Raw genomic sequence first — 26,027 nt, forward strand, 5'->3', positions numbered from 1 at the left:
ACGATGACTGCGTGTCTCGCCTCGACATCAGTCGATGGGGCTTTCCGATGAGCTCAGACGAGGGGTGTTATCTCCGCGTGGGTGCCTCCTCCGTATGCTCCTCCACGTGAGAATGTCGCCCACGTGAAACCACGCACCACGTACGACCAGCCGCACACCCAGCAGCGTGCAGATAGAGTACAGCAGCGGGCTGCAGCAGCTTTCAGGACAGCTTCGAGAAGAAAACAGGCGCACGCGTCGGCCGGGGGCGTGCGTGCTGCCCCACCGTCTTCATTTCTGGTCAGTTCTCTGTCGTCAACGCTGATGGGAGCACACTTTCTCTAGCGTAAAACTGCGCATCTCCTGCGCGCTAAAAAGTAAAATAAAGTTTTGTATAAGTGTATGGGCACCCCAAGGCCTCACCTCTTTTGTAGACATGCGGGATCCTCAGAACAGCTTCAGAGAGGGAGAGACGGCTCTGTAACTCTTTCTTCACTATGAAGCGCGACCAACTCCAGTGCGCAGTGGTGTCATGTAAACACTAAAAAACAAAAGTTATTTTGTTTTAGGGTGAGGAAAAGCCCGAACCCGATCAACAAACTGCTTTCGGGTCCCCTGGTGCTGGTCTCTGAATCCTGGAGGGCAAATCGATCGGGATTCTGAAGCGAGATTCAGCGGGTTTCGGAGCCCAAAAAGAGCACTTTTGCTACTCGATATCTCTCAGAATGACGCCACACACCAACGATGCACACCGATATGTTTACATTTTCGCGCGCCTTTGCTGCGCTGCTTCTGGCGGGCCTCCTGGTTCTGGCCGGCTGTGACAGCAGCGACTCCGGGATGGACGATCAGCAGACACAGGAGCCGTCCGTCGAACGAAGTGTGACGTTTAACACGCAAGCCCTTGACCTGACGGCGGGGGACACTGAGCTCCGGCTCGCCAACGTGACGGCCAGCGAAGGAGACACGCTCGTCGTGACGACCGACAATGGCGACGGTGCCTTTGGCGATGAGACTGTCGTTGCTACCCGACCGGTCACCTCGGACCTTGATGGAGACGAGGTTCTGGTCGATGTCGGGCAGGACGCCGGTCCAGTGGACCACGCCGCTCACGTCTCGACCGACGGGACGATCTCCGGCGTAGAGGCAAGCAGCCAGACGGCGGCCGTCTACGCAATCAATCAGTTCCAGTGGGCCGACGAGGCCTACGATGGGCCCGTGGGGGCAGTCACGGTCGACGCGATTGAGGTTCTCTATCAGGGGAACGTCGGCGCGAAGACGCTCTCGATCGACCTCCACACCGGAAACAGCTCGTCCGGTCAGGTAGGGGCGTTCATCGGCATCAGCGAGAGGGACCTAGCCGTCAATGAGGTCCATGAGAACGTGGCGCTCGATGTCCTCGAGCCGGTCGACCCGAACGACGACTCTCCCCAGCAGGTCTTCGACACGATTGAGGAGACCGGCGACTTCTTCGCGATGATCCACCGCGGCCCGGCGGGCCTTGCGCCGAATCCGAACCTCGCAGGTCCAGGCGCGGCGGCGGGCACGCCCCCCTTCCTCGGTGATGCGGATGGCTACCGCGTTCCGGCCCAGCAGCCCGCCCTCGCGACGACTACTGGTCCGGGGACCGGCGGCGACTTCGCGAATGTTGAAGTCAACGTGCCGGACGTAAGACTATCGGACCTCCCAACGACCACCTACGAGGCGACAATCGAGGGCTCGCAAATCACCGACGATGCACGAGGTTCTGCACCGGGTGCAATTCCGACGAGTGAAACGTCAACTGGAAGTGGGACCGCGGAGCTCGAATTTGTCGTGCGTGACGGAGAGATCCAGCTCGACTACACGATTACTCTTCAGGGCTTGAACTTCGATAAGGTCCTTCGAGGCTCGAAGAACGCCAACGCCTCTAGCCAAGACCTAAACAAGCTGATTGGGCTTCACCTCCACACCAACGTCCGTGGGCGGCTCGGCCCGGTGTCCTTTGCGGTCGTGGGACAGGGTGACCCGCAAACTACCGTGACTCGTGGCGTGGAGCTTTCCAACGGTGACCTGGTGAATACGTCTCATCTAATCGCATCCAACGTGCCGGCCAGCCGCCCGAACCGGGCCATTGGCTTCAATCCCGGCATCGCGGCGGAGGGGCTCACCGGCGATTCGGACCGGACGTTGACCTACGATTCTGCGAACAACGAGCTCACGATTGAAGGCACCTGGACCCGAGAGGAAGGAGACGCTGAGGGCCTTTCCTCAGCCCGCGCGCCAGCCGGGGATGCCTCGATCGAGCCGGCCGGCGGGATCGAGTTCGTGACGACGCCGGCGCAGATGGCCCAACGGATCGTGGACCAGAACATCCAGCCCGGTGGGGACACGCCGTTCTCCCTCAACCACCACACCGCCGAGAACCTTAACGGCGAGATGCGCGGCCAGATTGTCGCGACGCAATAGGACCTCTGCTGTACGGCCGAGCAGTGCGCAGAGAAGTTCCCCGTGCCAAGCGCCCACGCCAAGAAAGCCCCCATCGGCACGAGGCCGGTGGGGGGCTTTTCGGAGCGCAGCTTTTTGTAGAGCAGCTTTCAAAAAGGTGGCACGCCGCAACCAATCGCCTTAGATACTTCCTCTTGGGCGCGTCCCCAAGGATCCCACTCTACTCTTTACACAAACCACCAAGCTCATGAGTATCACCCGTTCTACCGTCGTGAAGACATGGGGCCTGGCCGTTCTTATCGGCTGGGTTGGGTCCCAAGTCATCACCTCACTTTCCTCTACCTTCTCGAACGTGCCGTTTGCGATCACCGCCCTGTGGCTGGTCGGGGCCCTGCTTCCAATCACAGTATCCTTTTTCTGGGACCGACCAGAGTCTAGCGACCAGACCCTCTCCCTCTTGTGGCCGGCGCTAGGCGTGACTGGGATTCTGATCAATTTTGGGGTCTCACTTGGGGCCATTCCCGCCGGCGAGACGATTGAGGTGCTGGCCTATGGAGTGCTCTGGTTCGCGGGCCCCGGGATCGGATTTGCGGCAACCGCCGCCCTCACGGCCGGGCCGAATGCCTCGGTGTACGGATGGGCCGCCGTTGCAAACTTCGCCGGAGCGGTCGCAGCCCTTGTCGCGCCGATGGCACTCCTTCCGACCTACTTCCTCGGGGCTGCCGTGCTTCAGGCCACACCGATGCTCTACGATGGGTTCAGCGGATAACCCCGGGTCCCCGTTCTTCCTGCTCATCCTCCCACGTCACACGTTACAATCCTGCCATGGCTTCCGACACGCTAGAGACCACGCTTACCTCCATCCACGAAATGACCCCTCGGGTCAAGCAGTTCATTCTTGAGGCGGGGGACCATACCTTCTCCTACCAGCCGGGCCAGCACGTCGTGATCAAGTTTGAGCAGAACGGAGACGTCGTCGGGCGGCCCTACACGCCGGTCAACCTGCCGGGCACCGGGGCCCTGGCCCTCGGCATCAAGCGCTACGAGGACGGCACGGCCTCGACCTGGATGCACGACCGGTCGGTGGGGGAGGAGATCACAATTACCAAGCCCAGCGGCAACCTGCATCTACGCGACCTGGATCGGGACGTGGTCTTCCTCTCGACGGGGACGGGCATCACCCCGATGATCGCGATGCTCAAGCAGTACTTGAGCGAGGGCAGCGGCCGGGCGGCGTTCCTCTACGGGGAGCGGACGCAGGAGGACATCATGTACCGGGAGACCCTCGACCACCTGTCCGCGGGCCGCGACAATCTGGAGGTGCTCTACTCCCTGTCCGACGAGGACTGGGACGGGCCGACCGGGCACGTACAGACCCACCTGGGCGATGTAGTGGACGAGCGCTTCGAGAACCCGCACTACTACATCTGCGGGATCCCCCCGATGGTGGTCGACAGCGAAGAGATGCTGCAGGAGGAGGGCGTCGACGACGGCCGCATCTTCACCGAGGGCTGGGAAAGCGACGCGGTATAAGCGACGCAGTGTAGCAGCCACAGTGTAGATCCCTGCCTGCTGCCGTTGCTTCTGCACGCACAGTTGGCCAACTGCCTGCAGAGGACCGGCTGTCTCCGAGGAAGAAAAGCTTTCTCTTTTCGAGGGGCTGTACTGGAGTTCCGTCCCGCTTCGAAGACCGCTTGTATGCGCCATCCCCCCAGCAGCTATGCTCGAAGTGGTTCTGTTTTCCCTGCCACCTGTCCTCCGTGGCAGCCATTCCAGGGGGGGGTTTCCCCTCGTCTTTTTTGTCCACTACGCTCTTGGTCTCATCCACTCGCCCATGTTGATGCCTGATTCGGGTCAAGATTCTGCGCCGCTCCCGACTGGAGGAGACCGTGAAGCCCTCTGCGACTGAAAAGAAACCAAATGTCTGTTTCAGGTATTCCAGACAGCTATGAAGCGCAAACGTTGAGTCTCATTGTCCTTCACCTCCGATCAACCTTCAATGGACGAGCTCCCGCTTCTGCAAGCCCTCCTTGGTGGAACCCGTCGCCAGATCGTTCAGCTGCTTCGGCCGGAGGACCGCACGGTTCGAGAACTGGCCGACCACCTGGGGCTTACGCGAAATGCCGTCCGAGCACAGCTCTCGAATCTGAAGTCCGACGGCATCGTGGAGGTTACAGGCCGGCGCCCCACTGAACGGAAGCCGGAGCACGTCTACGGGCTCACCCGGAAGGCGGAAGATCTCTTTCCGAAGCCGTACGATACGCTTTTGAACACCCTCCTCTCCGTTCTTCAGAAGACGGAATGGGTGAATGCGGACCCAATCCTTGAGGAAACCGGGCGGCGGCTCGGGCAGATGGAAAAACCGGATGTGCTGGTTTCGGAAGCTTCCGTGCGGGTCGGCCACGCCCGCGACGTGCTTGAAAAGATGGGAGGGCTCCCGCAGATGCATGAGGAAGAACAGCAGTACCGCCTGGAGGGAAGCAGCTGCCCCTTGTCCGCCAGCGTGCGGGCTCACGGAGAGGTAGCCTGTGACCTGGCACGGGCAATGATTGAGGAGCTGACCGAGCTCCCCGTCGAGCGGCGCTGCGACGCTGATGGGGAGTGTCCTCAGTGCGAGTTTGTCGTCGATGCGACGTAGAACGTTTGCCCGCCTTTCGGCAGCATTGCACCTCACCACGGGGACTTCGCCGTGGGGCACCGTCTACCGTTGGGCACCGCATTCCGTGTCGGGTAACCTTCTTCATCGAAGGGAAAAGAAAGAGCAATTTCCGCTCCTCCGACCGATGCAGGCTGTGATTTGGAAAGCGACGTGTAGGCCGGGGGCCGCGGAATTGAAGTCCCCTTTGTCTCCGCGAGCGTACTGATCTGTCGGACGCCTCGGGCGGGTGGTTTGCACCAGAAGAAGCTCTCTCCTCGGGCCTAGGACTCGAAAGAGCACACCGCCAGTCCGGCCGAGGCCGAGGTCATAGCTAGTCGAAACGAGAAGGCTACTGCCAGTAGCCTTCCGGCTCTCCAACAACCTGAGATGTTCGGAGACGCCACAGGGAGAACCGCGAGGGCCGCCCCCGGCACGCCCCCCTGTCGGCGACCCGGAAGCAGGCGCTACCGGGCAGACGTTCCACGTCTGTATGATCTTTTAGAATCAGTTTGCAGAGCCTCGTATTCCAAAGAGTGGATTCCATCCCGTAGCCTTCGTCACCCTGAGGCAAACCGGTTGCCCGACGATCGCCCACCAGGAGTCGTCAGGCGCCCGCAAGGGAGCCGAGGGGGGACCGTGACGGGAGGCAGGGCCCGCGCAATGACATCCATCGACCAGTAGCCCCCAATGGGTCAACAGCAACTTCTTCTGCTCGCACTTTCTGCGGTAATCGTTGGCCTCTCCGTCGTCGCCGGGATCGAGGCGTTCGGCGAGGGCCAGCGGCAGGCTACCCAGGACGCCCTCGCTCAACGGTCTGTCTTGATTGGCACCGACATCGTCGTGGCCCACAAAAAGCCCTCTCAGCTTGGGGGCATCGACGTGAGCCATCCCTACCCGAGCGACGAAGCAATCGCCAGCGCGGTGGCGCCCGAGAGCTCCGGCCGGTACGGAAGTGGGATTTTGGCGATCGGGGCCGGGGAAACCGCCACCTGCGACATCGACCACTCCGACGGGGGCACCGTGGTGTACGTCGACTGCGGAAGCGAGCAGACCGGCCAGGGATACCCGGACGGGCAAATTGTGAAGGCAAAGGTCGAGCCGGGGGCCGAGGACCCGGTGAAGGTCGTCGACACCGACGCCGACGGGCACAGCAACTAAGGCAGAGCGCCAGGCGGGGCACGAGGCACGTCGAACGGAAGCGGGGCCGCCAGCCCATCCCCGCGCGACTTGTGAATCCCAACATCCCCCCGACGAAATGTGGACTGAAATCGCCATTGCACTGGTCGTGATCGCCGCCGCCGGCACGGCGTTCCTGGTCCTCAGGGGAGGCGCCTCCCCACGGCCGTCGAGCCGCAACCGCCAGATTGAAACCCACCGGCGACGAAGACGACAGGCCCGGACGAAAGACGCCGGCCAGGACGACGGGATCGGGGCGGCAAACTCCACTGAGGACAGGCGCCCCGGGACAGATGCGATCTCGCGGTGGTCAGACTCGGCGTGAGGCGACAGTGAGTCGGGGACGATCCGCGTCCTCGCACATCGGAAGCGGAGACCAGAGGGCCCGGTCGTTCCGCTGAGGCGCCCCGAACTTCCACAGTCCGAACCGAGAAGCTGAAGCTTGATCCAGGCACGCGTGCTCGGAGGAGCTGGGGGCCGCCGGTGTGGGACTGCGTCTACCACGGGCGCGGGGACCTGAATGGCAGCCAGTGCAGGGGACGCGTGCCGGGGGGCGAGGCGCCGTGCCGCCGGTCAAGATGGGGCCGTTGGTCAAGATCGGCGCGGAGGGAGCGAACCGACGGGCGGGGCCGGTCCATGGAGCCGAGTTGACTGTGGGGCCTTGGCAGGCCGGAGCGGCGGGAAGAGGCGCCTGGAGGCCCAACCGGCCCGTCTGCATTGTGGGGCCCGGTCCCGGATGCCGTTCTGTAGGGGCCGGAGACACGCGGGGGAGGACCGTCCCAAGCGGGGAGCCGGGTTGGCCCTTCGTGTTCCGTCGGGGCGAAAGAAGAGATCAGGAGCGTCAGCGTGCCTGCCGCCCAGATTGCGGCTGCGCCCCAGACGACCACCGACCCAAATAGCACGCCGGACGTCCCAAACATGGCAGGTAAAGCTAGGGGAGGTTCAGATCGAGTGGCGTCTGGGCCAGGTGTGTTGGACCCGAGGGCCAGACGGAGCACCTGCGCTTCCGCTCGGTCACAGGGTTCGCTCTGCCGCGGTGACAGCCCATCCACGGCCCCCGCTTGGCCGCCCTGACCCTGAGCTCCGATGTTCGGGCTGCGCGGGATGGACTGCCGGCAGGGGCGGGTCCTCCGTCCAGACAGCGAGGCAGAGAAACCGCAGGGCCAGTCCGGCCCGGCAGGGTCTCCTCTCGGAGCCAACGCCTGCTGCGCCTGTAGGGGCTGCAGCCGGTGGCCCGCCCCTCCCAGCGGCGTTCAAGTCATCGGGCGCCCCTCCTCCTCTTCATCGATCCAGTACGTCGAGGGCACACACATCGAGCGTGGAAGGGCTTTTTTAGATGGCGTGAAGAGACTTTAAGTTTTCAGTCTCCACATGGACGCACTCTAGAAGCGGAAACCGTGACGCGATTTTCCCTCTTTGGGAGAACTCATGCGGGCCGTTCCAGATCACTACGTTTGGACTCAGGTGGCCTCCTTGCCAAAGTGGAAGTCCAGTCCGGTGCCGGGAAGAAGCCTTTTCGCACGGGGAGGGTGCGCGCGGTGTCTGGTGGCCGTGTGAGCAGATCCCTCAACGCACTGGCGCACAGTCTCGGGCCCGTGGCGGCCGGGCCCGCCCGGGTTGGACCTGTTCCGACGGAAAGCGGGTTCCGTTGACCGGCAGCCCTCTGGTTTGCCTCTTCCCCGACCGATGGACAACGTCGAGCTTCCCAGCGTGATTGAAAACGATTCCGACTTGCAGGTGCCCCCGCTTCCCTGGGCGCTTCCTGAAGTTCTGGGGCCTCTCCACGAGTCAGGCTTCGCCGGCGCGGAGGCCGTTTCTGCGGCGGTAGACTGCGACCCCCGGCTTGAGAGCGGGATCCTACGCCGCATCAACAGCCATCTTCGACGGCCGATCGGCGAGCTGGGCCCGGCCGTTCAAATGATCGGTCCGGTCACGGCGGCGGGGCTGGTCGTTGAGCTGAGCATGCGAAGGTGGCGCCCCCTTCGAGACGGGCCGGCCGGCCCGCAACTGACCCGCCTCATCTACCACAGCGAAGCGACGGCCGCCCTCACCCAACGGCTGTTGCGCGGGTCGTCGGGCGGGGGCGAGCCGCCGGACGGGGACGACCCGTCGAAGGGGGCGCCCGACCCCTCCCGGGACCACCCGCCTCGGGACCAGCCGGAGCCCTCCGCGGAGGAGGCCTCCCCGACGCAATCCGCCCCGATGTGGGCCTCCTTCGAGTGGAAGGGATTCGCCCAGGGACTCATCTGCGACCTGGGCAAACTCGTGCTTCTCCACAGCTACCCGGAGAAAGCGGCCGCCCTCTACAGCCAGGACCGAACGGACCGGGGATACGGGAACGCGGATCCGCAGGTCATGGAGCAGGCGGCCTTCGGGTGCGATCACGTCGAGGCCGCAGCGTGGGCGGCCGAGACGCTGCATCTCCCTGAGCCCCTGGCCGATGCCGCGACGCAGCGCCGCGGCAGCACCGTGGGGGGGGGGCAGGGCGTGCATGCGGCCCGAGTGGCGAGTCTGTTGACGAAAACGATGGCCCCGGAGCTCGCAGGGATCAGCGCAACCAGTGCGACGTGCGACTGGGAGACGTGCGCCGAGCATCCGGCCTGGAGGGCCTGGGTGGAAGACGCCTGGAGGCCGAGCCTGGAGGCCGTGACGGAGGAGTTTTCGAAGGAGACGGTCCTCTACACCCGGTTTCTTCTGGACCTGCCGGTGGCGGAATCGTTCTCGGATTGATCAATCTCAGGTCGTCGAGGCGGCTCTCTCAGGCCCTCTTTTCGAGGCACAGAGACTGCACGCTTCTGCCCATGCATTCAGAATCTCCTGCATTCCTCTCACAAAGACACCTGTCCCGACCGGTGTCCATCGCCTCCGTGGTTCTGCGGCGCTGACCTGCCCGGGCCTTTTCGGGGCGATTCGGCCTCCTTATCAAGATCGAACCGCTGGACCGCGCCGCGAAGGCGCTCGGTGAGGGCGTCGAGCTCATCGGCCGAATCGGCCACCTGGGTTACGCCGGCCGCCGACTCCTGAGCCGCCGTCGAGATCGACTGGACGCTCTGTGCAATTTGCTCGCTGGTGGCGCTTTGCTGCTCAGAGGCGGTCGCGATCTCCTCCGCCTGCTCCTCCACCGTACCGATGGAGGTGATCACTTCCTCGATGGCCCCACCAGTCCGGTCGGCAAGCTCCATTCCCTCTTCGGCCTTCTGGCTGCTTCGGCGTGCTGCCTCGACCGCGCCGCTGGTTTCTCGTTGAACCTGCTCGATCATCTCAGCGATTTCATCAGTCGCCGTGTCGGCCTCCTCGGCGAGCTCGCGCACCTCTTCGGCAACGACGGCAAACCCCTGGCCGGTGCCCGCCCCGTCTTCTCCGGCCCGGGCGGCCTCGATTGCCGCGTTCAGCGCAAGCAGGTTTGTCTGGTTGGCAATCTCATCGATCTGATCGACAACCCGGCCGATCTTTTCGCTAGAGGTGGCAAGCCCCTCGATGACAGAAGCGGTCTCTTGGGCCGCGCTCACAATTTCTTCCATCTTCTCGGTCGTCTTTTCGACGACCTCGCCGCCCTCTCGCGCCTTCTGGCCACCGGCCTCGGCGGCCTCGGCGACCGACTGGACACTACGGGCGTTTTCGTCGATCGTCTGGTTGAGCTCCTCCACCGCCGCGGCCACCTCCTCTGCCTGTGCAGACTGCTCCTCGGTCGAGGCGGCCATCTGATCCGACGACGAGCTGATCTGACCGGCCGACGCCATGGTCGATTGGGCCACCTCTCGGATCTGCTCGACCATCCGCTGGAGGTTGTCCACCGACCGGTTGAAGCCGTCGTAGAGGCGCCCGATGTCTCCGTCCGCCTCCGCATCGATCCGTACGGTCAGGTCCCCATCCGCGAACCGGTCCATCGCGCCCAAGAGGATCTCCACCTGCTCGGTGAGGGTGTCCCGCTTGTTTTTGGCCTCGACCCGATCGGTGATGTCGTTTGCGATTTTGACGATCTTCCGGACCTCTTCCCCCTCCCCAAACACCGGAACGTATGTGCCCTGAAGCCACAGCACGCGACCGTCCTTGTCGACTCGCTTCAGGCGGCCTTCGTGCGGCTCCCCGCGCCGAAGCTTCTCCCAGAAGGCGTGGTACTCCTCCGACCGGGCATATTCGTCCTCCACAAAGATGCGGTGATGCTCGCCCTTAATCTCCCCGAGCTCGTACCCGATGAGATCGAGGAAATTTTCGTTGGCGGCCTCAACGGTCCCGTCGGGGCGAAATTCGATGACGCCCATCGACCGGTGGACGCCCTCAATGAGGGCGGCCTCGGTCACTCCTGAGCTGCCCTCGTCGTCCTGGATGGGGCTGCCGTCGGCGCCGTCTCCAGCGTTGCCCACAGGTGATTGTGCGTCCGTCCGTGTAGAGTCTCCAGATCCGAAGAGTTGGGTAAGCATGGCACTTGTCTCTGACCGTGAAGGGAGGCCAAGCTCGGAAGGTGTTTTAGGTTATCGGGCCGTGTTACAAAAAATTAAACTCGGTAATACGATAATGTTACAGGAAAGCCGGTGTGCACGGACATGCGTCGTGGCCGCAAGGACAAAAGCATTTGAGGAGCGCATTCTGTCCATGCCCAACGTCGCTGTTACAAAAGGTGCAAGGCCACTTCCCCCTTGTACAGGGCCCTTCGTGCCAAATGGGTCTGCTCCCGGGACAGGCCGGCTAGGGGGGACAGGCTTGGTGCCTCTGAAGCAGTGGGGGCGGCCCTACCGGAGAGGCCACAGATGTCCGGTCCGGTGGAACGCGCCGCTCGCGGGCGCCGACGGGCAGTGGGGGCGCCCTGGTCCTACTCGTTCGCCGGGGAAGCCTCTTGAGCGGAGGCGGGCACCGCCAGAACGGGCCCGTCGGACGCCCGGATGACGGCCTCGGTCACGCTCCCGAGCATGACGCGGCGCAGTCCAGACAGGCCTTTCGTTCCCATTACGGTCAGGGTGTCCCGGTGGCCCGTGGCCTCCACGACGGTGCTGGTGGTCTGCCCCCGGTGGACGAGATAGGACACCGACACGCCCGTTTCTTCGATCGGCGCCCCCAGCGATTGAAGCGCCTCCTCCGCCCGTTGCTCGGCCGCTCGGGCCCGCACCGCGGAGGCGTTCACCTCGTAGACGGACGGCATGGTCGGGTCCTCCACGACGTGCACCAGCGTCACCGGGACGTCGTAGAGGGGCGCAATCTGGGCCACGTGCCGCAGGGCCACCTCCGTGAGATCGGAAAAGTCGACCGGTGCGACGATCTGCTCCACCGCAGAGCTGGGGGCCTCATCCGCAGAGCTGGGGGCCTCATCCGCAGAGCTGGAGGCGTCATCCGCAGAGCTGGAGGCGTCATCCGCCTCGCCCGTGGACCCGGACGCCCCGCCAGCCTCTCGCTGTCGGACCGTCAGGACCGGGCAGGGCGCCGTGCGGAGCACCTCCTCCGCCACGCTGCCGACGATGAGCCGCCGGGCGCCGCGGCGCCCCTCGGTCCCGGTCACGATGAGGTCGGCGTCGATCTCTTCGGCCTTCTCCACGAGCAGGGGCGCCGGGGACACGCCCCGCACCGCGTGGCACACGACTCGGTCCTCGGCCGGGGAACGGTCGTGCGGGGCAAGCGACGCGTGGCACCGTTCCTCGAACCGGTCCTGCAGCTCGTCGTCCGGAGGCGCCTTTCCGCCCTCAAACAGCACGCCCTCGGCCGTTCGGTCCACGTACATCAGATGGAGTGCCGCTCCGGTCCGGGCGGCAAGGTCCACCGCGTGGGCCAGGGCGCGGTTGGAGGAGGGGGAGAAGTCATGGGCAACCAGAAGCGTTTGAAACACGGGCTCGGAAGCGGTGACGACTGAGAACAACGGAGGGTCGCGAGGGCCCCTGCGGCGGCATCGGGGCCCCTGCATCAGGACGCGTGCGGGGGGCTACCCGTTCGTGCCCGCTGTCGGACCGACCGATGGCGGGACGGCCGGCGATGGGGCCCGTTGAGTGCTGCGTTCGGACGGTACGGTTGCAGCGCGTGGCGACTGCCTCGTTCCCCTCCGGGCATTTCTCCAACGTGAACGTTGCCGTCTGGTGCGAAAATGTCCTCCTCAGATCGAATGGGTTCTGCCCCTTGCGCGTGACGCGACGAGAGACGCCGATGGTGCAGAGAAGAGCCGCAGGAGCGGTGCCTGTCCAGCGTCCGGCGGCCCCCGAAAGAAAGGCGGGCCGACGGGGCCGGGGGCTGGCGCAGGGCGTTCCCGGGGCCCTCCCCGCATGCCGGGCACGCTCCCCCGTCCGGTTTTCTCGCCCCGGTCTCGTTCTCGTGCAGCGGGCATCTAAAAACGACTCATGCCAGACAGACCCGCTCCCGTCACAGGGCGGCGACGATGGCGTCCCCGCAGTGGCCGGAAGGTCACTCTCGCATGATTATTGCTCCTATGACGGCAGCACCTTCAGCGTGACGGTCTTTTCGACACGACGGTGCCCTCTGCGTGGTGCGACATCCCGAGCACATGGCGTGTAGTGCCCTTGGCAGATTGAGGTCAACAGGGCCGGCGGAGAGCGCAAATGCGCACGCTTTTCCGCTTGGGGGCCGTCCCGCCCGGAGAGGCCGCTCGTTCGCTAGCACATGCCTCCCCTGACAGATTTTTGTCATGAGCGACCTGGCCTGGCCCCCGTTCTCAATCCTTCGGCCCGAGGGGGAGGAGCTGTCCGGCGAGCAGCAGTCGGACGTGCAGGCCTACCGCCTGCTCGGTCTTCTGGGGGCCGTGGTGGTGCCAGTGTTTGGCGTCCTTCTCGCGGCCCCTGATCCCCAGGCGACCGACCCGATGTGGGCCCGCCTCGGGCTGTCGGCTCTCCTCGTCGGACTGGTCGGGGCATCCTACGCGTCAGGTGCGGTCCGGCGCCGGTTTGCGGTGTGGGCAAGGGGCGCATGCTATATTCTCATGGCGTGGTTCTGCTCAGTGGCCACGCTCAATGGGTTTGCCGGGAGCTACGACATGGGAATTTTGCTCCTCTACGGCATTCTTCCGTTTGCCGTAGCCATCGGGGCCCAGTCCATGAGGCCCGTCTGGTGGTTTTTGGGGTGTGGGCTTCTGGCCGGCACGGCGGGGGCGGCGTTCGGCCCCGTCCGTGCCGCCGAGGCGCTGCCCACGGTCGGGGGGCTGGCGACGGTCGCCTTCGTGGAAGGGGTGGTTATTTGGAACCAACTCGACGCCCGCGAGCGACTGGAGCGCCAGAACGATCTGTTCAGGCGGGCCCAAAAGCTCGCCAACATCGGCGCGTGGGAGTACGAGGTGTCGTCCGGGGAGGTCTTCTGGACCCGGCAGGTGCGGGAGATCCACGGCCTCCCGCAAGGCTACGAGCCGACCGCAGAGGAGGCGATCGCGGCGTACCATCCCGAAGACCAGCCTGTCATTCAAGGGATGATCGAGCGTGCCGTTGAGGAGGAAGTGCCCTTCGACCGAGAGTTGCGGCTCGGCGGGGAGGCGTTGCCGGTCGGGCACGAGCAGAAAGAGGGGCGGTGGGTGCGGGCCCGCGGGACGCCCCAGATCGAAGCGGGAGAAGTCACCAGCGTCCGGGGCACGTTTCAGGACATCACCGAGCGAAAGGCGCGGGAGCACGTCCTAGAAAACGAGCGGGAGGCGCTGCGGTCGATGTACCGCATCACGGCCGATCGGGAGGCAGGCTTCGAAGAGAAGGCACGGCGCCTCATCGACCTGGGGCGGGAGCACCTGGGGCTTCCGTACGGCTTTCTGACGCGCATTACGGACGAGACGCAGGAGATCGTTTTTGCCTCGGGCACCCATCCACTTCTTCAGCCGGGGGAGAGCTGCCCGTTGTCCCGGTCGTACTGCCGGAACACGATTCAAGAAGAACGCTCGCTGGTCGTGCAGGACGCCGTCGCCGAGGGCTGGGCCGGCGACCCGGCGCATCAGACGTTTGAACTCGGGGCGTACGTTGGGGCGCAGATCATTGTAGAGGGGGAACTCTACGGCACGTTTTGCTTCGCGGCCGAGGAACCTCGAGAACAGGCATTTGCCGGGCGCGAGCGCGTCTTTGTGGAGCTGATGGCGCAGTGGGCCAGCTACGAGCTGGGGCAGCGCCGCGCCAAGGCCCAACTCAAGCGCCAGAACGCCCGGCTCGATAGCTTCGCGGGCCTGGTGGCCCACGACCTCCGGAACCCGCTGAACGTGGCGACGGGACGCCTCCGTCTGGCCCGTGAGGAGCGGGCCCCGGAGAAGACCCGGAGTCACCTGGCGGCGGTGGACCGATCCCTGGGCCGCATGGACGAGATTATCGAGGACGTGCTGACCCTGACCTGGGGCGGGCAGGACATCGGCCCGGAGGAGCTATCGACGCATGGCCTGGCGGCCATGGCCGAGGCGAGCTGGGACCAGGTCGGTACGGACCAGGTCGGTACGGACCAGGACGGTGCAGACCAGGGCAGCGCCGAAGGGGCAACCCTCCAGTTCGAGGGGGCGTGCCGGCTACGGTGCAGCGCGGAGCGGGTCCGGCGACTGTTGGAGAATCTGTTCCGCAACGCCATTGAGCACGGAGGGGACACCGTAACCGTGCGGGTCGGGGCACTGAGTGATGGGTTTTACGTGGAGGACGACGGGGCGGGCTTTTCCGGGGACGACCCCGAGGCGGTTTTCGAGGCGGGCTATTCCTCCAGCGACGAGGGGACGGGGCTGGGCCTTTCCATCGTGGAGTCCATCGCGAAGGCGCACGGGTGGAGCCTCTCGGCCACCCAAAGCGAGGCGGGGGGCGCGCGGTTCGAGGTCACAGGGGTCGACGTTGAGGCCGTAGGCAGTGCGCACTCGTAGAGAGCGCACCCGCAGAAACCGCACCCGCAGAAACCGCACCCGCCGGGGCAGGCCTGCTTTCGGATCTGGTCGTTTCTGCCTGTCCAACTGGTCCCATCCGCTCCGGCCGAAGGTTCGGCTGGGCCCCGAGGGTTCGTTGTGCCGTACTGGTTTGATTTACACGCCGAGACAAAAGTAAAACGACAAAGCAAGAGACGAATCCTACATTCGCGAAGGAGGTTTGGGTTGAAAACAGCGTAATGCTTCGCCGGAGGAAAATATGACATGTTTATGTGGCCACCGCCTCTTGGTAAACCCGTCTATTTAATATACATCTCGGTGTTCGGGGGGGCGGCCCTGTCCTGCCTGCTCGGGGCGTGGCGGGCCCAGCGGATTGCGGGTTCGGACGTACGCCGCGGGTTGGTTGCCCTGCTGTCCACGAGCGGCCTCTGGGCCGTTGCGCACGTCGGAATGCTTCTCGCCCCGGGCCTGCAGTGGAAAACCGTCTTTTACGAGGCCGGGCTCGTCGTCGGGTTCGGCACGGTCTGGGCCTGGGGCTGGCTCTGCTCCGCCTACAGCGGGCGCAGGCTGCACCGGCGCCGAATGGTTCAAGGAATTGCTCTCGTCGTGTTTGTGGTGGTGACGCTCACAAAGTTGACCAACGCCTGGCACGGGCTGTACTTCGCGGCCGGGTGGCACACCACCCCGTTTGCTCATCTCCAGATCGACCACCGAACGCTTTACTGGATCACCGCCGCTCTGTCTTACACCTTGGCGGCAGTCGGCTTCTTCATGGTCGCCGAGCCGTTGCGGCGCGTTCAGGTCGGGGCCGGGCGGCTGGCGGGCCTGTTCGGGCTGACGGCCCTTCCGCTCATCGCGAACGGGCTGGGGTACCTTAGCCCCGCACTGCTGGACGTGAGTCACGAGCCGGTCGGCGTGGCGGCGTTTGCGATCGGCGTGCTGTTTGTTTACCAGGATCGGTTTGAAGAGACGGGCCGGACGGGCACTCAGGCAAATCCGGCCTTAGTGCTCTCCAAGGGGGGACGGCTGCGAAACTACAACGAGGCGGCCGCCACGCTCTTTCCGGCCTTGGCGGCAAAGAGCGCCGCCGGCCGACGCCTTTCGGATCTCCTTCCGGAGGTGGCGGAGGCAATTGCGGAGGGGGCGGAGCCCCTCCAGGTCGACGAGAACGGGACCGCCCGATACTTCCGCCTGTCCCAAAGCAGGTACGGACGAGGCACGGGGCGGCAGGTGGTCCTGAAAGACGTGACCGAGCGTGTGCTGCGGCGCCGGGTCCGGGAGCAGGAGCACCGCTTTCTGGCCGAGGCGGTGGGGCAGGCCCGGGAGGCCGTACTGGTCACGGAGGCCGGGCCGCTCGACGAGCCCGGGCCCCGGATTGTCTACGCCAACGAGGCGTTCGAGGCGATGACCGGCTACCGGGAGGGAGAGGTGCTCGGCCGAACGCCCCGCGTCTTGCAGGGCCCAGAGACCGACGAGGCAGTGCTCGGCTCGCTCCGCGCAGCCCTGGAGGCGGGGGAGCGCTGGCAGGGGGAGACGGTCAACTACCGGAAGGACGGAACGCCGTACGTGGTGCAGTGGAACGTGGCCCCAGTGACAGGGGAAGGGGGAGAGATTCAGCACTGGGTCTCCGTCCAGCGGGACGTGACCGAGGAGCGAGAGCGAGAGGAACAGCTCCGCAGGCAGAAGGGCCTCCTGGAGCAGACCCAGCGGCTGGCGGGGGCGTGGGAGGTTGATGTGGAGACCGGAGAAGGGACCGGGTCGGAGGCGTTCTACCAAATCTTGGAGATGGAGGGCGAACCGGCACTCACCGCGGAGAAGGGATTCCAGTTTTTTGCTCCCGAGGCGCGCCCGCAGGTCAGGGAGGCGTTTGAGCGCTGTGTGGAGACGGGAACGCCCTATGACCTGGAGCTCCCGGTCGTCACCGCGGAGGGACACCGCCGGTGGGTCCGCACCGTGGGGGGCCCGTCCGAGACGTCCGAGGGGGAGGTGACAAAAGTAGCCGGGGCCCTCCAGGACATTACCCCGCGGAAGGAAACCGAGGAGAAGCTTCGGCGCAGCCGCGAGCAGCTGTCGATGGCCGTGGAGGGGGGCAACGTGGGCACTTGGAACTGGGACCTGGAGACCGACGAGGTGATTTTTAACCGGCGGTGGGCCGAAATGCTGGGCTACTCCCGTGAGGAGTTGGACTTCGATTTCAGCACCTGGGAGGCGCTAGTGCATCCGGAGGACCTGCCCCGTGCCCTCCAGATGCTGGAGACCTACATCGAGGGAGATGCCGGCACCTACGACCCGGAAATCCGAATGCGAACGAAGTCCGGCGGCTGGAAGTGGATCCAGACGATCGGCAGGGTGGTCGAGCGGGATGGGGAGGGCGCCGTCACCCGCGCCGCGGGCATCCACCTCGACATCGACGAGCGCAAGCGGGCCGAGGCCGAGCTCCAGCGCAGCCGCGAGCGCTACCGGTCGCTGTTCGAAGACTCCTCCAGCGCCATCCTGGTCCACGACCTGGAGGGCCGGATCCAGGAGGCCAACCCGCAGGCCGAGTCGCTCTTCGGTCGCAGTACAGGCGCGCTTGAGGGCCTGTCGGTACGCGACCTCCACCCGTCAGGAGAAAGCGAGGTCGCCACGGAAAAACGGGCTGCCCTCCGGGACGGAGCGGCGTACCAGGCCGTTGCCCGGTACGAACGGGCCGACGGATCGGCGTTTTGGGGCGAGGTCTCCGCCAGCGTAACCGAAATTGGGGGCCGGGCCGTGGCGCGCACCCTGATCCAAGACGTGACCGAGCGGGTACGGAGCCGCAAAAAGCTTGAGCACTACCGGGAGTACACCGATCGCCTGCTCGACGCGATCGACGATCTGTTCCTCGTGTTCGACGAGGAGGCCAAGCTTACGCGCTGGAACGACCGCGTTGTGGAGGTCACCGGCTACGCCGATGAAGCCCTTGGGGGCATGGAGGCCCTCGGCTTCGTCCCCGAAGAGGAGCGGGAGCGGGTCGCATCCCAGATTGCCGACGGGTTCATGACCGGCCATGCAAAGATGGACATCCCGCTCCGCCGCGCGGACGGGACCACGGTGCCCTACGAGATTGCGGGAAACCTGGTCGACCGCCCCGGGGAGGGGTTCCGGGTGGTGTGTATCGGCCGGGACATCACTGCGCGAAGGCGACGAAAGCAGCGCCTGGAGCGGCAAAACGACCTCTTTGAGCGGGCGCAGGAGATTGCCAATGTGGGCGCCTGGGAGTACGACGTGCGGAAGGAGAGAAGCGTGCTGACGGACCAGGCATGCCGCATCCACGGGATTTCGCCGGACCGCGACCTGACCCCGGAGCAAAGTCTGGCGTTTTACCACCCGGACGACCGGGATGCGGTCGCAGCGGCGTTCCGGAGGGCCGTCGAGGAGGGCGTGCCCTACGACATGGAGGTTCGCCTGATGACCCAGGAAGGGGAGGAGCGGTGGGTCCGCACCCGCGGGGAGCCGCAACTCGACACCAGTGCGGCCGAGGCCGCGAATGGAGATGCCTCGAAGGGGCAGGACAGCTCGCAGGGCGAGATCGTCCGGGTGCGGGGGACGGTCCAGGACATCACCGAGCGCAGGGAGCGCCGCCGGGAGCTGGAGCAGGCCGACACGATGTTTCGGGGCGCCCAGGATGCTCTGTTCCTGATCGACGTCGACCACGCCGGCGGCGAGCCGTCGTTTGCGATTGAGAAGCTCAATCCCGCCTACGAGGAGGCCACCGGGATGTCCGCAGCGTCCGTTCGGGGGAAAACGCCAGTGGAAGCCATTGGAGACGAGGCCGGCCGGTTTCGGGAGGCACGGTACCAGAAGTGCCTCGACCAGGAGAAGCCCCTCGAATACGAAGAAGAGATTCCCCTGGAGGGGGAAATGACCTACTGGGAGACCCGAATCACGCCGGTCTTGGTGGGGGGAACGGCCGAGAAAATCGTCGGCTCTACCCGCGAGGTGACCGGCCGCAAGCAGCGGGAGCAGTTTCGCCGCCAGCGGCGCCAGAAGGTCGAGGCCCTCTACGAGGCCACCAACCAGTTGCTTCGGGCCGAGGGCAAGGAGGCCGTGGGGGCGCTGCTCGTGGACCTCGTCGACGAAACGTTCGACTTCGCGGGCACGGCCGTCCGCTTCGCGAAAGACGGCCGGCTGGTCCCCACCAGCGTCTCCCCTGCGCTCCAGGCGCACATGCCGGAGCGCCAGTCCTATAATTTTGACGAAGAGACGCCCGTGGCCGAATCGTACCGGACGGGTCAGACCCAGGTCTACCACAACCTCCGAGAGGGAGACAGCGCAGTGAACCGGGGGGATATTCGGGCGGCGGCCTACGTGCCGATGGGCCGCCACGGCACCCTCTCGGTGGGCAGTCGCCGGGTTGGAGGAATTGACTCTTTTGACCGCCGCCTCGTCGAAGTGATAGCCGACTACGCCACCCTGGTGCTCGGTCGCGTGGATCGGGAAGCGGTTCTCCGCGGGGCGAAAGAGGAGGCCGAACGGGCCCGCCAAGAGGCGGAGGCGGCAAGCCAGGCGAAGTCCGTCTTCCTGGCGAACATGAGCCACGAGATCCGCACGCCGCTGACCTCCATCCTCGGCTTTGCGGAGGCCATCGGGGAGGAGGTCGGCGGGGACGACCAGACCGAGAAGACCGACCGGTCGGACGTGGACCTGCCGGCGCTCCGTCAGTTTGCCGCCCTGATCGAAAGCAGCGGAGAGCGCCTCATGAACACGCTCACCGGTGTGCTCAACCTTTCGAAGCTGGAGGCCGGTGAGATGAACCTTGCCCCCGAGCCGGTTGACCTGGCCGCGGAGGCCGAGAAGGCCGTTCAGGAGTTCGACCCGCAGGCGCGAGACGCCGGGGTTGACCTGGCGGCGGAGGGAGGCCAAGACGCAGTCTGGGCCCGGGCCGACGAGGGCGGCGTGCAGATCGTGCTCCGCAATCTCTTGAGCAACGCCGTTAAGTACACGGGAGAGGGCGGTGCGGTGCGAGTTTCTGCCCGGACGGACGGGAAACAGGACGCCGTGCTGGAGGTGGTGGACACCGGCATTGGGATGGACCCGGCCCAGGTGGAGGATCTGTTCGAGCCGTTCCGTCAGGAGTCCGAGGGCCTGGCCCGGGAGTACGAGGGCACTGGGCTGGGCCTGGCGGTGACCTGGAAGGCCCTCCAGCAGATGGAGGGGGGCGTCGAGGTGGAGACCGAAAAGGGCGAGGGCACCTGCTTCACGGTCCGGCTTCCGGCGGCACGTGTGGAGAACGGCCTAGACGAGCCCTGAGTCGTGCGCCGGACACAGAACAGCGCACACAGAACAGCGCACACAGAACAGTGCGCGGAGGGCGTCGCATGGTGCACCGTTGCGGACGGCCGTCCAGAGGGGGGGGTGGCACAGGAGACACGCCCATCGGCAACATCCGGGACGTCGCTCCTCCTCGACCAGGCCTTCGAGCCCGCCTCCAGGCCCCAGCGGGGCAGGCCCGGGTCTCGGGGATTACTCTGAATCCGTCTCTCCGGATGCCGTGCCTGCAAACTGAGACGGGAGTTGAGAGTAGAACACATTGTCCCGCTTCTCCTCTTCTTTGTGCACCGACGCCATGACCATTGCGCTGATTGTTGTCTTGGGAGGGATTGTGGCCGTCCTCTTCTTCCTGGTGATGATTGCCCGGCTCAGTACCGAGGAGGAAAAGAGAGCGCCTCGGAAACGCGACGAGGGGATTCTGAGGGAGGTGCTCACCGGATTTGTCGTTGGCATTGCGCTGCCCGCAATCGTCTTCCTCTCCTTTTTCCTGTTCTTCGCCGGGTGATTTTCGATGCCCGGGCCGACGACAGGGGCTCACGTAGGGACCGGGGCCTCCAGCGGCGCGGTCGCCGACGCCGTGCTGCCGACGCGGTGCCGGGCGGAGGCGCCGGGCAATCCATCTTCGCAAACGCACCGCCCGGCCGAAGCGTCCCGGGCGGGAGCGCAGCGCCCGAGGGGGGCTTGCTTACGCGGTGTGGGGCCCCGTCACCGCACCGACGAGAAGCACCGCGGCGGCAAGGCCATAGCCGACGAGCGTGCCCGGCGGGGCGTGCGCGACGCCCCCGAAATCGAGCGCGGCCTGCCGGCTGGCGAGCCCAACGTACCAGAGCACGAGGTAGACGATTTCGAAGAGGCGGGGCGTGCCGGACAGGCGCCCGGCGGCGAGGCCGAGCGCGGGGACGAACAAGACCCCCACCAGCGCCCGCCAATGGCCGCCCAGCAAAAGCGGGCCGGCCAGTAGCGCCAGGGGCACCGCGGCCCCCACCGCCCACGCCGCCACGCGCTGGGCACGGGCATAGGGCGAGGAGGCCACCAGCGGCGCGGTGCGCGTGGTCGTCTCGCGCGCCCCGAGGTCCGACCAGAGCGGCAGGGGCCAGAGCCACGCGACGACGAGGAGGCCGGTGCTTCCCGGGACCCACAGCCCCGCCCCGACCAGGACCAGGGCGCCCACCTGCCAGGTCCCGGACCGCCGCCGCAGGGCCCGCCGACACTCCACCGCGAAGAGGCCGAACGGCCGGAGGGCAACAGGGGCCGAGAGGGACCCAAGCAGGGACCAAGGGGCCGACTCCGCAGGGGCCGGTGCATCGGGGTGCCCCTCAGGCCCCGAAGGATGTCCTGCGGTCGGAGGCCCGGCCGTAGCAGGGGGCTCAGTAGAGGTCGCTTCGGTTTTCGGCGTGGACGTGTTGGGGCCGGGCAATGCTGATCGCAGGGGCGCCCGCCAGCTTGGGCTCGGGTCGAAGCGGTCAAACGGGAGCGCGGCCCCTGCAGCCAGCGCTCCGCCGGCCAGGACGAGCCCGGCGCGGCGCGCAAGGAGGTCGGCCGTAACGGCGACGCCGTCCCACTGAAAGGTCTTTAGCTGCTCGGCGGGGGCCCGGTAGTATCCGAAATTAAACATTGCCCCCGGGTCGGCCTCCGGATACTGCGCAAGCACGGCCTGGCTCATGCTGTCGTGAATCACGCCCATGCCCAGCAGGTCCACCGGTGCGGCGCCGAGGACCGGTGCGACGGTCGCCGCCACGGCGCCGAAGAAGTAGAGAATGCCGCCCACGGTCCCCCCAAGACCGGGCAGGCACTCAAAGGCGAGCGCAACGGCCGTCACGACGGCCGCCGTGGGCACCACGAACAGAAGGAACGGCGTTAGGAGCGGGGCAGGGGCGGGGAGGCCCTCGCCTCGTAGCACGAACAGGACCGCCAGGCTCACGGCCATGCTGCCGGCCAGAACCAGGAGAAACAACGTGCCGCTTGTCCATTTGCCGAGCAGGTACGTCACCGAGCGAACGGGAGACGCGGCCACGAGCGGCGCCGTGCGCCCCTGCCGCTCGCGGGAGAGGGCGCCGCGGACGAGGTAGAAGCCGAAGAGAGTGAGGAGAAAGGCCGCCGTAAGCGATAAGACCGTGCCCATCCAGGCGGCATTCGCGGCCCCTCGGTACGAGCGATCCACGAGGGTGAGCTCGATCCGGCCGGCCAGAACCAGGTGGCCGAGATAAACGCAGGCCGCCACCATCATCAGGAGGCGGCGGTCCCGGAGGCGCGTCCGCAGGTCGGACAGGGCGGTGTGGAGCCAGGCGCGAAGGGCACTACTCATCGAGGCGAGGTGGGGCCGCTCAAAAGCGAGAGATAGGCGTCTTCGAGGGTCGGCTCGGCGGGGGTGGCCTCCGCGCTCGGGGGCTGCTCGGCCACCGCGTGGACGCGGACGCCGCCTGGGCCGCGGGTCGCCTTCGTCACCCGATACGCGTCGCGGACACGGCCCAGCTCATCGTGCCCGACGACCCACTCCCAGACGCGGTCGCGCACCCGGTCGATGAGCGCCTCCGGGGCGGCGGTGGCGGCGAGGCGGCCGTCGTGCATGATGGCAAGGCGGCTGGCCGTGGCTTCCACGTCCGACACGATGTGGGTAGAGAGGAGCACCACGCGCTCCTCGGCCAGGTCGGTCAGCAGGGCGCGGAAGCGGGCCCGTTCCTCCGGATCGAGGCCGACCGTCGGCTCGTCGGCCACCAGCAGGTCGGGGTCGTTCAGCAGGGCGCAGGCAATGCCCACCCGCTGGATCATGCCGCCCGAGAACCCGCCCAGCCGGCGGCCTCGGGCCTCCTCCAACCTGGCGGTCTCCAGAAGCGTGTCGATCCGGGGGCGTGCGGCGCCGCCCGGCACGCCCTTCAGGGCAGCCATGTAGTGCAGAAACTCCTCGGCGGTCAGCTCGGGGTAGACCCCAAAATCCTGAGGCAGGTAGCCGAGCGTCCGCCGCATGGCGACGGGCCGGTCCACGATGTCGGTGCCGTTCCAGCGGAGGGTGCCCGCCGTGGGCGTCGTGATCGTCGCGATGAGCCGCATGAGCGTCGACTTGCCGGCCCCGTTGGGGCCCAGCAGCCCGATGAGGCCCTCCGACACCGTGAGGGAGACGTCCCGGACGGCCTCGGTGCCGTCGCCGTAGGTCTTCGACACGTCGTCGATCTGGAGCTCCATGTGGAACGGGGGATTGAGAAAGAGAGGGAAACCAGGGCCCGGTTCGCGCACCCAACCGGCGACAGGAGTCACTCGGCGGGGGCCTGACTGGCGCTTGCCGGCGCTTTTCCTGGGATCTCAGGCAGCCTCCCGTCTCCGGAAAGCGTGCGGGCGCCCACCTGCCAGATCACGACTGCCATCACGAGGACGTAAAACACCCCGTCCCAGGGCACGCTCTGGGCGAGGGGCGGCATCTGTCCCGACACCCCAAGCAGATCCGGCCGGTTGTGCGCCGCGTGGGTAATCATGACTACTGGAAGCGCCCCCTTCGTCGCGTTGTACAGCCAGCCCAGCAAGACCGAGAAGGCCATTACCTCCGGCACGTACACGTAGAAGGAATCGAACCCGCCCACGCCCAGCAGAAGGAACGGCAGGTGCCACAGGGCCCACATCCCGCCCACGAAGAGGCTCGCGGCGACGGCACCGTACTGTTTCTGGAGCCGCACTTGGGCGAAGCCTCGCCACCCGAATTCCTCAAGGGCCCCGGCCACAAACAGCGTGATCCCCATGCTGACGAGGTACCCCACAATGGGGACCTCCGTCCCGGCGACAAGCAACACGTCCGCCCCGAGCAGCCACGCCACGAGATTCGGCATCTCCTTCCCGACCACGAGAATCCCGATTCCCAGCAGGTACCAGCGCAGGCCTGCGCGCCAGCGCCCCACCTGCCCGAGCCAGCCCGAGACGCTCTCCCCCAGCAGCCAGACGGTGAGGAGTCCCCCGAAAAGCGGCCCCCAGGCGAAGGGCACCTGAACCGGTCCAGAAGCGCCGGTCCCGATTAAGCCAAACGTCAGGCCGAGGTACCCCCACGAAAAGAGAAACGTCAGGATGAAAAATGTCGCGGTGGGGAAGCGCCGAACGTTCGAGCGAATGGTCTCGGGCATGAGGTGTTGAAGGGTGTGGAAAAGGTTCAGTAGGACATCTGGGAGCCCAAGATACCCGGTAGGCATGGAGGCCGACGGGCTCCGGTGGGTCCGGAAGCCAGGATTCAGGCTGATCCGGGACAGCCCTCTTCAAGAACGCCGAAAGCGCCCCGCAATGCTGGCGTTCTGTCAACGAGGAGTCTTGAAGCGGACATGGCCGAATCCTCGTCGTGAGCGCCTCCAAGCTCAAATCAATACGCCCAGCAGGAGGCAGCCCTCAGTCATGACCCCCCCGATGCAGGCGCGTCAGCTCGGAATTGTCGGTCTAGCGGCATCGCGTAAAAGGGCACGCGCGGTCCGCCGGAGCGTTCGGGGGGCGTCGGCGAGCCGGTTGGACTGTGCGACGAGTGGGGCCGAGGGGGGATCCTTCGGACACGGATCCCGAACGAAAGGGGGGCTTCGGCCTAGAGATGAAACGCGCCGGCCTGCTTGAGATCGAGACCGAAAGGGAACCCGTCCCCTCTGAGTGCCTGCGGTCGCCATTCAAGGCCGAACGACTCTCTGTCCCTCAGCATATGGGACACGAAGACCAACAAAAGAGCCCGCCCCAACGCGTTGAGGGCCGACCGGTCGCCCCAGTGACTTCGATGCGTCGGATACGTCTACGGGCGTGTCCGCACCCGTCGGTCCATCGACGCCCGTCTACCGGTGTCTGCCCGATCCGCCGGCACCTGTTCACTGGAGCCCATCGACATCGGATTGACTTCTCCCCCGGCTGAAGCGCGGGGGATTCTTCCTCACGGAAAGGAATTTCTGTTTCAAAAGACCAGCCTTGACCATTCGCTTACTCTCACCGACAGTTTTCCGGTTTAGCAGAGGCGGACCAAGGTGTTACGTGTCCTCCGCAGACATTAGCACCTTCCGGTGCTCCCGTCAGCCCGACGGTACAGATGCTCTTTGGCTGTGTTGCCCTTGGTTATCGGTACAACATTAGGTGGGACTTGAAGGCGACTCTGCTGTTTCGCTAGGCTTGCGAGAGAGTCCCCGAACCGACAGGTTCATATCTCCCAAGGAGCGACAGCTCCATAAATCCGGGAGTTTTACTGCTCTCTCGCGCTCACTCAATACTATAAATCCACGCTTGCATGAACGAGCAGGAGACGACCCTTCGGCGTGCCTGGTCTTGGGCCTCAAGAATAGGGGGCGCGGCCCTGATGCTCTTTCTGATTGGGGTCCTGGCCTGGGTGTTCGCTCCTCCGGGCGGAGGGTGGCTTCCGGCCGGCGGAGCGGCGATCGGCGGGCTTATCGGATGGAAAAGCCCCACGTCCGGATCAGACGTCACGTCCGGCTCGGGCAGGATCGACGCTGGGCTCACCTACGCCGTGCGGGGAGCCGCGCTGGGCCTGCTTGTCCTGTTCCTCTACCAGAGCGTGCGCATGTCTCCCCCGAAGGAGCCGGACGGGCAAGAGCCGAAGCGGGAGACCCTCGCCCCGGCCCGGCCGCTGCCCTCCACTGAGAGCGCCCGGCCCCTGGGGGCCGGTCAGGGCCTCATCGAGACCGACAGTGTGGGGCCGGGCCCCCGCCTGAAGGAGATTCGGCTTGGAGGGGCCTCAGATTAGAGGGAGTCCACTTCGCC

15 protein-coding genes are annotated in these 26,027 nt (G+C 65.8%); 10 read left to right on the forward strand and 5 right to left on the reverse strand.

Going from position 1 to position 26,027, the window contains the following annotated elements:
• Positions 1-735 precede the first annotated feature (735 nt).
• From SRU_RS00730 to SRU_RS00755, 6 genes are all read left to right on the forward strand, one after another.
• Positions 736-2,427: a CHRD domain-containing protein gene (locus SRU_RS00730; RefSeq protein ID WP_158442651.1), complete on the forward strand. Its 1,692-nt coding sequence runs from the start codon at positions 736-738 to the stop codon at positions 2,425-2,427.
• Positions 2,428-2,653: 226 nt separating this feature from the next.
• Positions 2,654-3,175, forward strand: a complete 522-nt coding sequence (locus tag SRU_RS00735) for a hypothetical protein (protein WP_011402922.1) — start codon at positions 2,654-2,656, stop codon at positions 3,173-3,175.
• Between the two features lie 56 nt (positions 3,176-3,231).
• Positions 3,232-3,939: a ferredoxin--NADP reductase gene (locus SRU_RS00740; RefSeq protein WP_164923425.1), complete on the forward strand. Its 708-nt coding sequence runs from the start codon at positions 3,232-3,234 to the stop codon at positions 3,937-3,939.
• 466 nt (positions 3,940-4,405) lie between these two features.
• Positions 4,406-5,044 carry a helix-turn-helix transcriptional regulator gene (locus SRU_RS00745; protein WP_237701807.1) on the forward strand — a complete coding sequence of 213 codons (639 nt, stop codon included), beginning with the start codon at positions 4,406-4,408 and terminating at the stop codon, positions 5,042-5,044.
• 687 nt (positions 5,045-5,731) lie between these two features.
• On the forward strand, positions 5,732-6,202 hold the full coding sequence (locus SRU_RS00750) for a hypothetical protein (protein WP_011402925.1): 471 nt from the start codon (positions 5,732-5,734) through the stop codon (positions 6,200-6,202).
• A gap of 1,704 nt (positions 6,203-7,906) precedes the next feature.
• A complete protein-coding gene (locus SRU_RS00755) occupies positions 7,907-8,950 on the forward strand; it encodes an HDOD domain-containing protein (protein WP_011402926.1) in 1,044 nt (347 codons plus the stop codon).
• A gap of 98 nt (positions 8,951-9,048) precedes the next feature.
• On the opposite strand, the gene SRU_RS00760 is transcribed toward SRU_RS00755, so the two are convergent.
• Both SRU_RS00760 and SRU_RS00765 read right to left on the reverse strand, forming a co-directional pair.
• A complete protein-coding gene (locus SRU_RS00760) occupies positions 9,049-10,584 on the reverse strand; it encodes a methyl-accepting chemotaxis protein (RefSeq protein WP_237701808.1) in 1,536 nt (511 codons plus the stop codon).
• A gap of 446 nt (positions 10,585-11,030) precedes the next feature.
• Positions 11,031-12,035, reverse strand: coding sequence for a universal stress protein (locus SRU_RS00765; protein ID WP_237701809.1), 1,005 nt, complete (start codon positions 12,033-12,035; stop codon positions 11,031-11,033).
• Between the two features lie 807 nt (positions 12,036-12,842).
• Between SRU_RS00765 and SRU_RS00770 the strand changes: the two genes are divergently transcribed.
• The 3 genes from SRU_RS00770 (at position 12,843) to SRU_RS00780 (ending at position 20,814) form a co-directional block, all read left to right on the forward strand.
• Positions 12,843-15,017 (forward strand): sensor histidine kinase, encoded by a 2,175-nt coding sequence (locus SRU_RS00770; protein WP_011402929.1) that lies wholly within the window; start codon positions 12,843-12,845, stop codon positions 15,015-15,017.
• Between the two features lie 264 nt (positions 15,018-15,281).
• Positions 15,282-20,288 (forward strand): PAS domain S-box protein, encoded by a 5,007-nt coding sequence (locus SRU_RS00775; RefSeq protein WP_011402930.1) that lies wholly within the window; start codon positions 15,282-15,284, stop codon positions 20,286-20,288.
• 316 nt (positions 20,289-20,604) lie between these two features.
• Positions 20,605-20,814 carry a hypothetical protein gene (locus SRU_RS00780; RefSeq protein WP_112902739.1) on the forward strand — a complete coding sequence of 70 codons (210 nt, stop codon included), beginning with the start codon at positions 20,605-20,607 and terminating at the stop codon, positions 20,812-20,814.
• Between the two features lie 180 nt (positions 20,815-20,994).
• Here SRU_RS00780 and SRU_RS00785 read toward each other — a convergent pair whose 3' ends face one another.
• The 3 genes from SRU_RS00785 to SRU_RS00795 all read right to left on the reverse strand — a co-directional run bounded on the left by SRU_RS00785 (position 20,995) and on the right by SRU_RS00795 (position 24,412).
• Positions 20,995-22,614: an ABC transporter permease gene (locus tag SRU_RS00785; RefSeq protein ID WP_011402932.1), complete on the reverse strand. Its 1,620-nt coding sequence runs from the start codon at positions 22,612-22,614 to the stop codon at positions 20,995-20,997.
• On the reverse strand, positions 22,611-23,489 hold the full coding sequence (locus SRU_RS00790) for an ABC transporter ATP-binding protein (RefSeq protein ID WP_112902741.1): 879 nt from the start codon (positions 23,487-23,489) through the stop codon (positions 22,611-22,613). The genes SRU_RS00785 and SRU_RS00790 overlap by 4 nt, the downstream gene beginning before the upstream one ends.
• 68 nt (positions 23,490-23,557) lie before the next feature.
• Complete coding sequence (locus SRU_RS00795) at positions 23,558-24,412, reverse strand: CPBP family intramembrane glutamic endopeptidase (RefSeq protein WP_237701810.1); 855 nt, start codon at positions 24,410-24,412, stop codon at positions 23,558-23,560.
• A gap of 1,193 nt (positions 24,413-25,605) precedes the next feature.
• Here SRU_RS00795 and SRU_RS00800 point away from each other — a divergent pair.
• A complete protein-coding gene (locus SRU_RS00800; protein ID WP_011402935.1) occupies positions 25,606-26,010 on the forward strand; it encodes a hypothetical protein in 405 nt (134 codons plus the stop codon).
• Positions 26,011-26,027 lie beyond the last annotated feature (17 nt).

The organism is Salinibacter ruber DSM 13855 (assembly GCF_000013045.1).
GTDB lineage: Bacteria > Bacteroidota > Rhodothermia > Rhodothermales > Salinibacteraceae > Salinibacter > Salinibacter ruber.

Excerpts from the sequence above, each read along its gene's own strand:
- SRU_RS00730 (WP_158442651.1), top strand. The coding sequence starts at position 736 with ATGTTTACATTTTCGCGCGCCTTTGCTGCGCTGCTTCTGGCGGGCCTC.
- SRU_RS00735 (WP_011402922.1), top strand. The coding sequence starts at position 2,654 with ATGAGTATCACCCGTTCTACCGTCGTGAAGACATGGGGCCTGGCCGTT.
- SRU_RS00740 (WP_164923425.1), top strand. The coding sequence starts at position 3,232 with ATGGCTTCCGACACGCTAGAGACCACGCTTACCTCCATCCACGAAATG.
- SRU_RS00745 (WP_237701807.1), top strand. The coding sequence starts at position 4,406 with ATGGACGAGCTCCCGCTTCTGCAAGCCCTCCTTGGTGGAACCCGTCGC.
- SRU_RS00750 (WP_011402925.1), top strand. The coding sequence starts at position 5,732 with ATGGGTCAACAGCAACTTCTTCTGCTCGCACTTTCTGCGGTAATCGTT.
- SRU_RS00755 (WP_011402926.1), top strand. The coding sequence starts at position 7,907 with ATGGACAACGTCGAGCTTCCCAGCGTGATTGAAAACGATTCCGACTTG.
- SRU_RS00770 (WP_011402929.1), top strand. The coding sequence starts at position 12,843 with ATGAGCGACCTGGCCTGGCCCCCGTTCTCAATCCTTCGGCCCGAGGGG.
- SRU_RS00775 (WP_011402930.1), top strand. The coding sequence starts at position 15,282 with ATGTTTATGTGGCCACCGCCTCTTGGTAAACCCGTCTATTTAATATAC.
- SRU_RS00780 (WP_112902739.1), top strand. The coding sequence starts at position 20,605 with ATGACCATTGCGCTGATTGTTGTCTTGGGAGGGATTGTGGCCGTCCTC.
- SRU_RS00785 (WP_011402932.1), bottom strand. The coding sequence starts at position 22,614 with ATGAGTAGTGCCCTTCGCGCCTGGCTCCACACCGCCCTGTCCGACCTG.
- SRU_RS00790 (WP_112902741.1), bottom strand. The coding sequence starts at position 23,489 with ATGGAGCTCCAGATCGACGACGTGTCGAAGACCTACGGCGACGGCACC.
- SRU_RS00795 (WP_237701810.1), bottom strand. The coding sequence starts at position 24,412 with ATGCCCGAGACCATTCGCTCGAACGTTCGGCGCTTCCCCACCGCGACA.
- SRU_RS00800 (WP_011402935.1), top strand. The coding sequence starts at position 25,606 with ATGCTCTTTCTGATTGGGGTCCTGGCCTGGGTGTTCGCTCCTCCGGGC.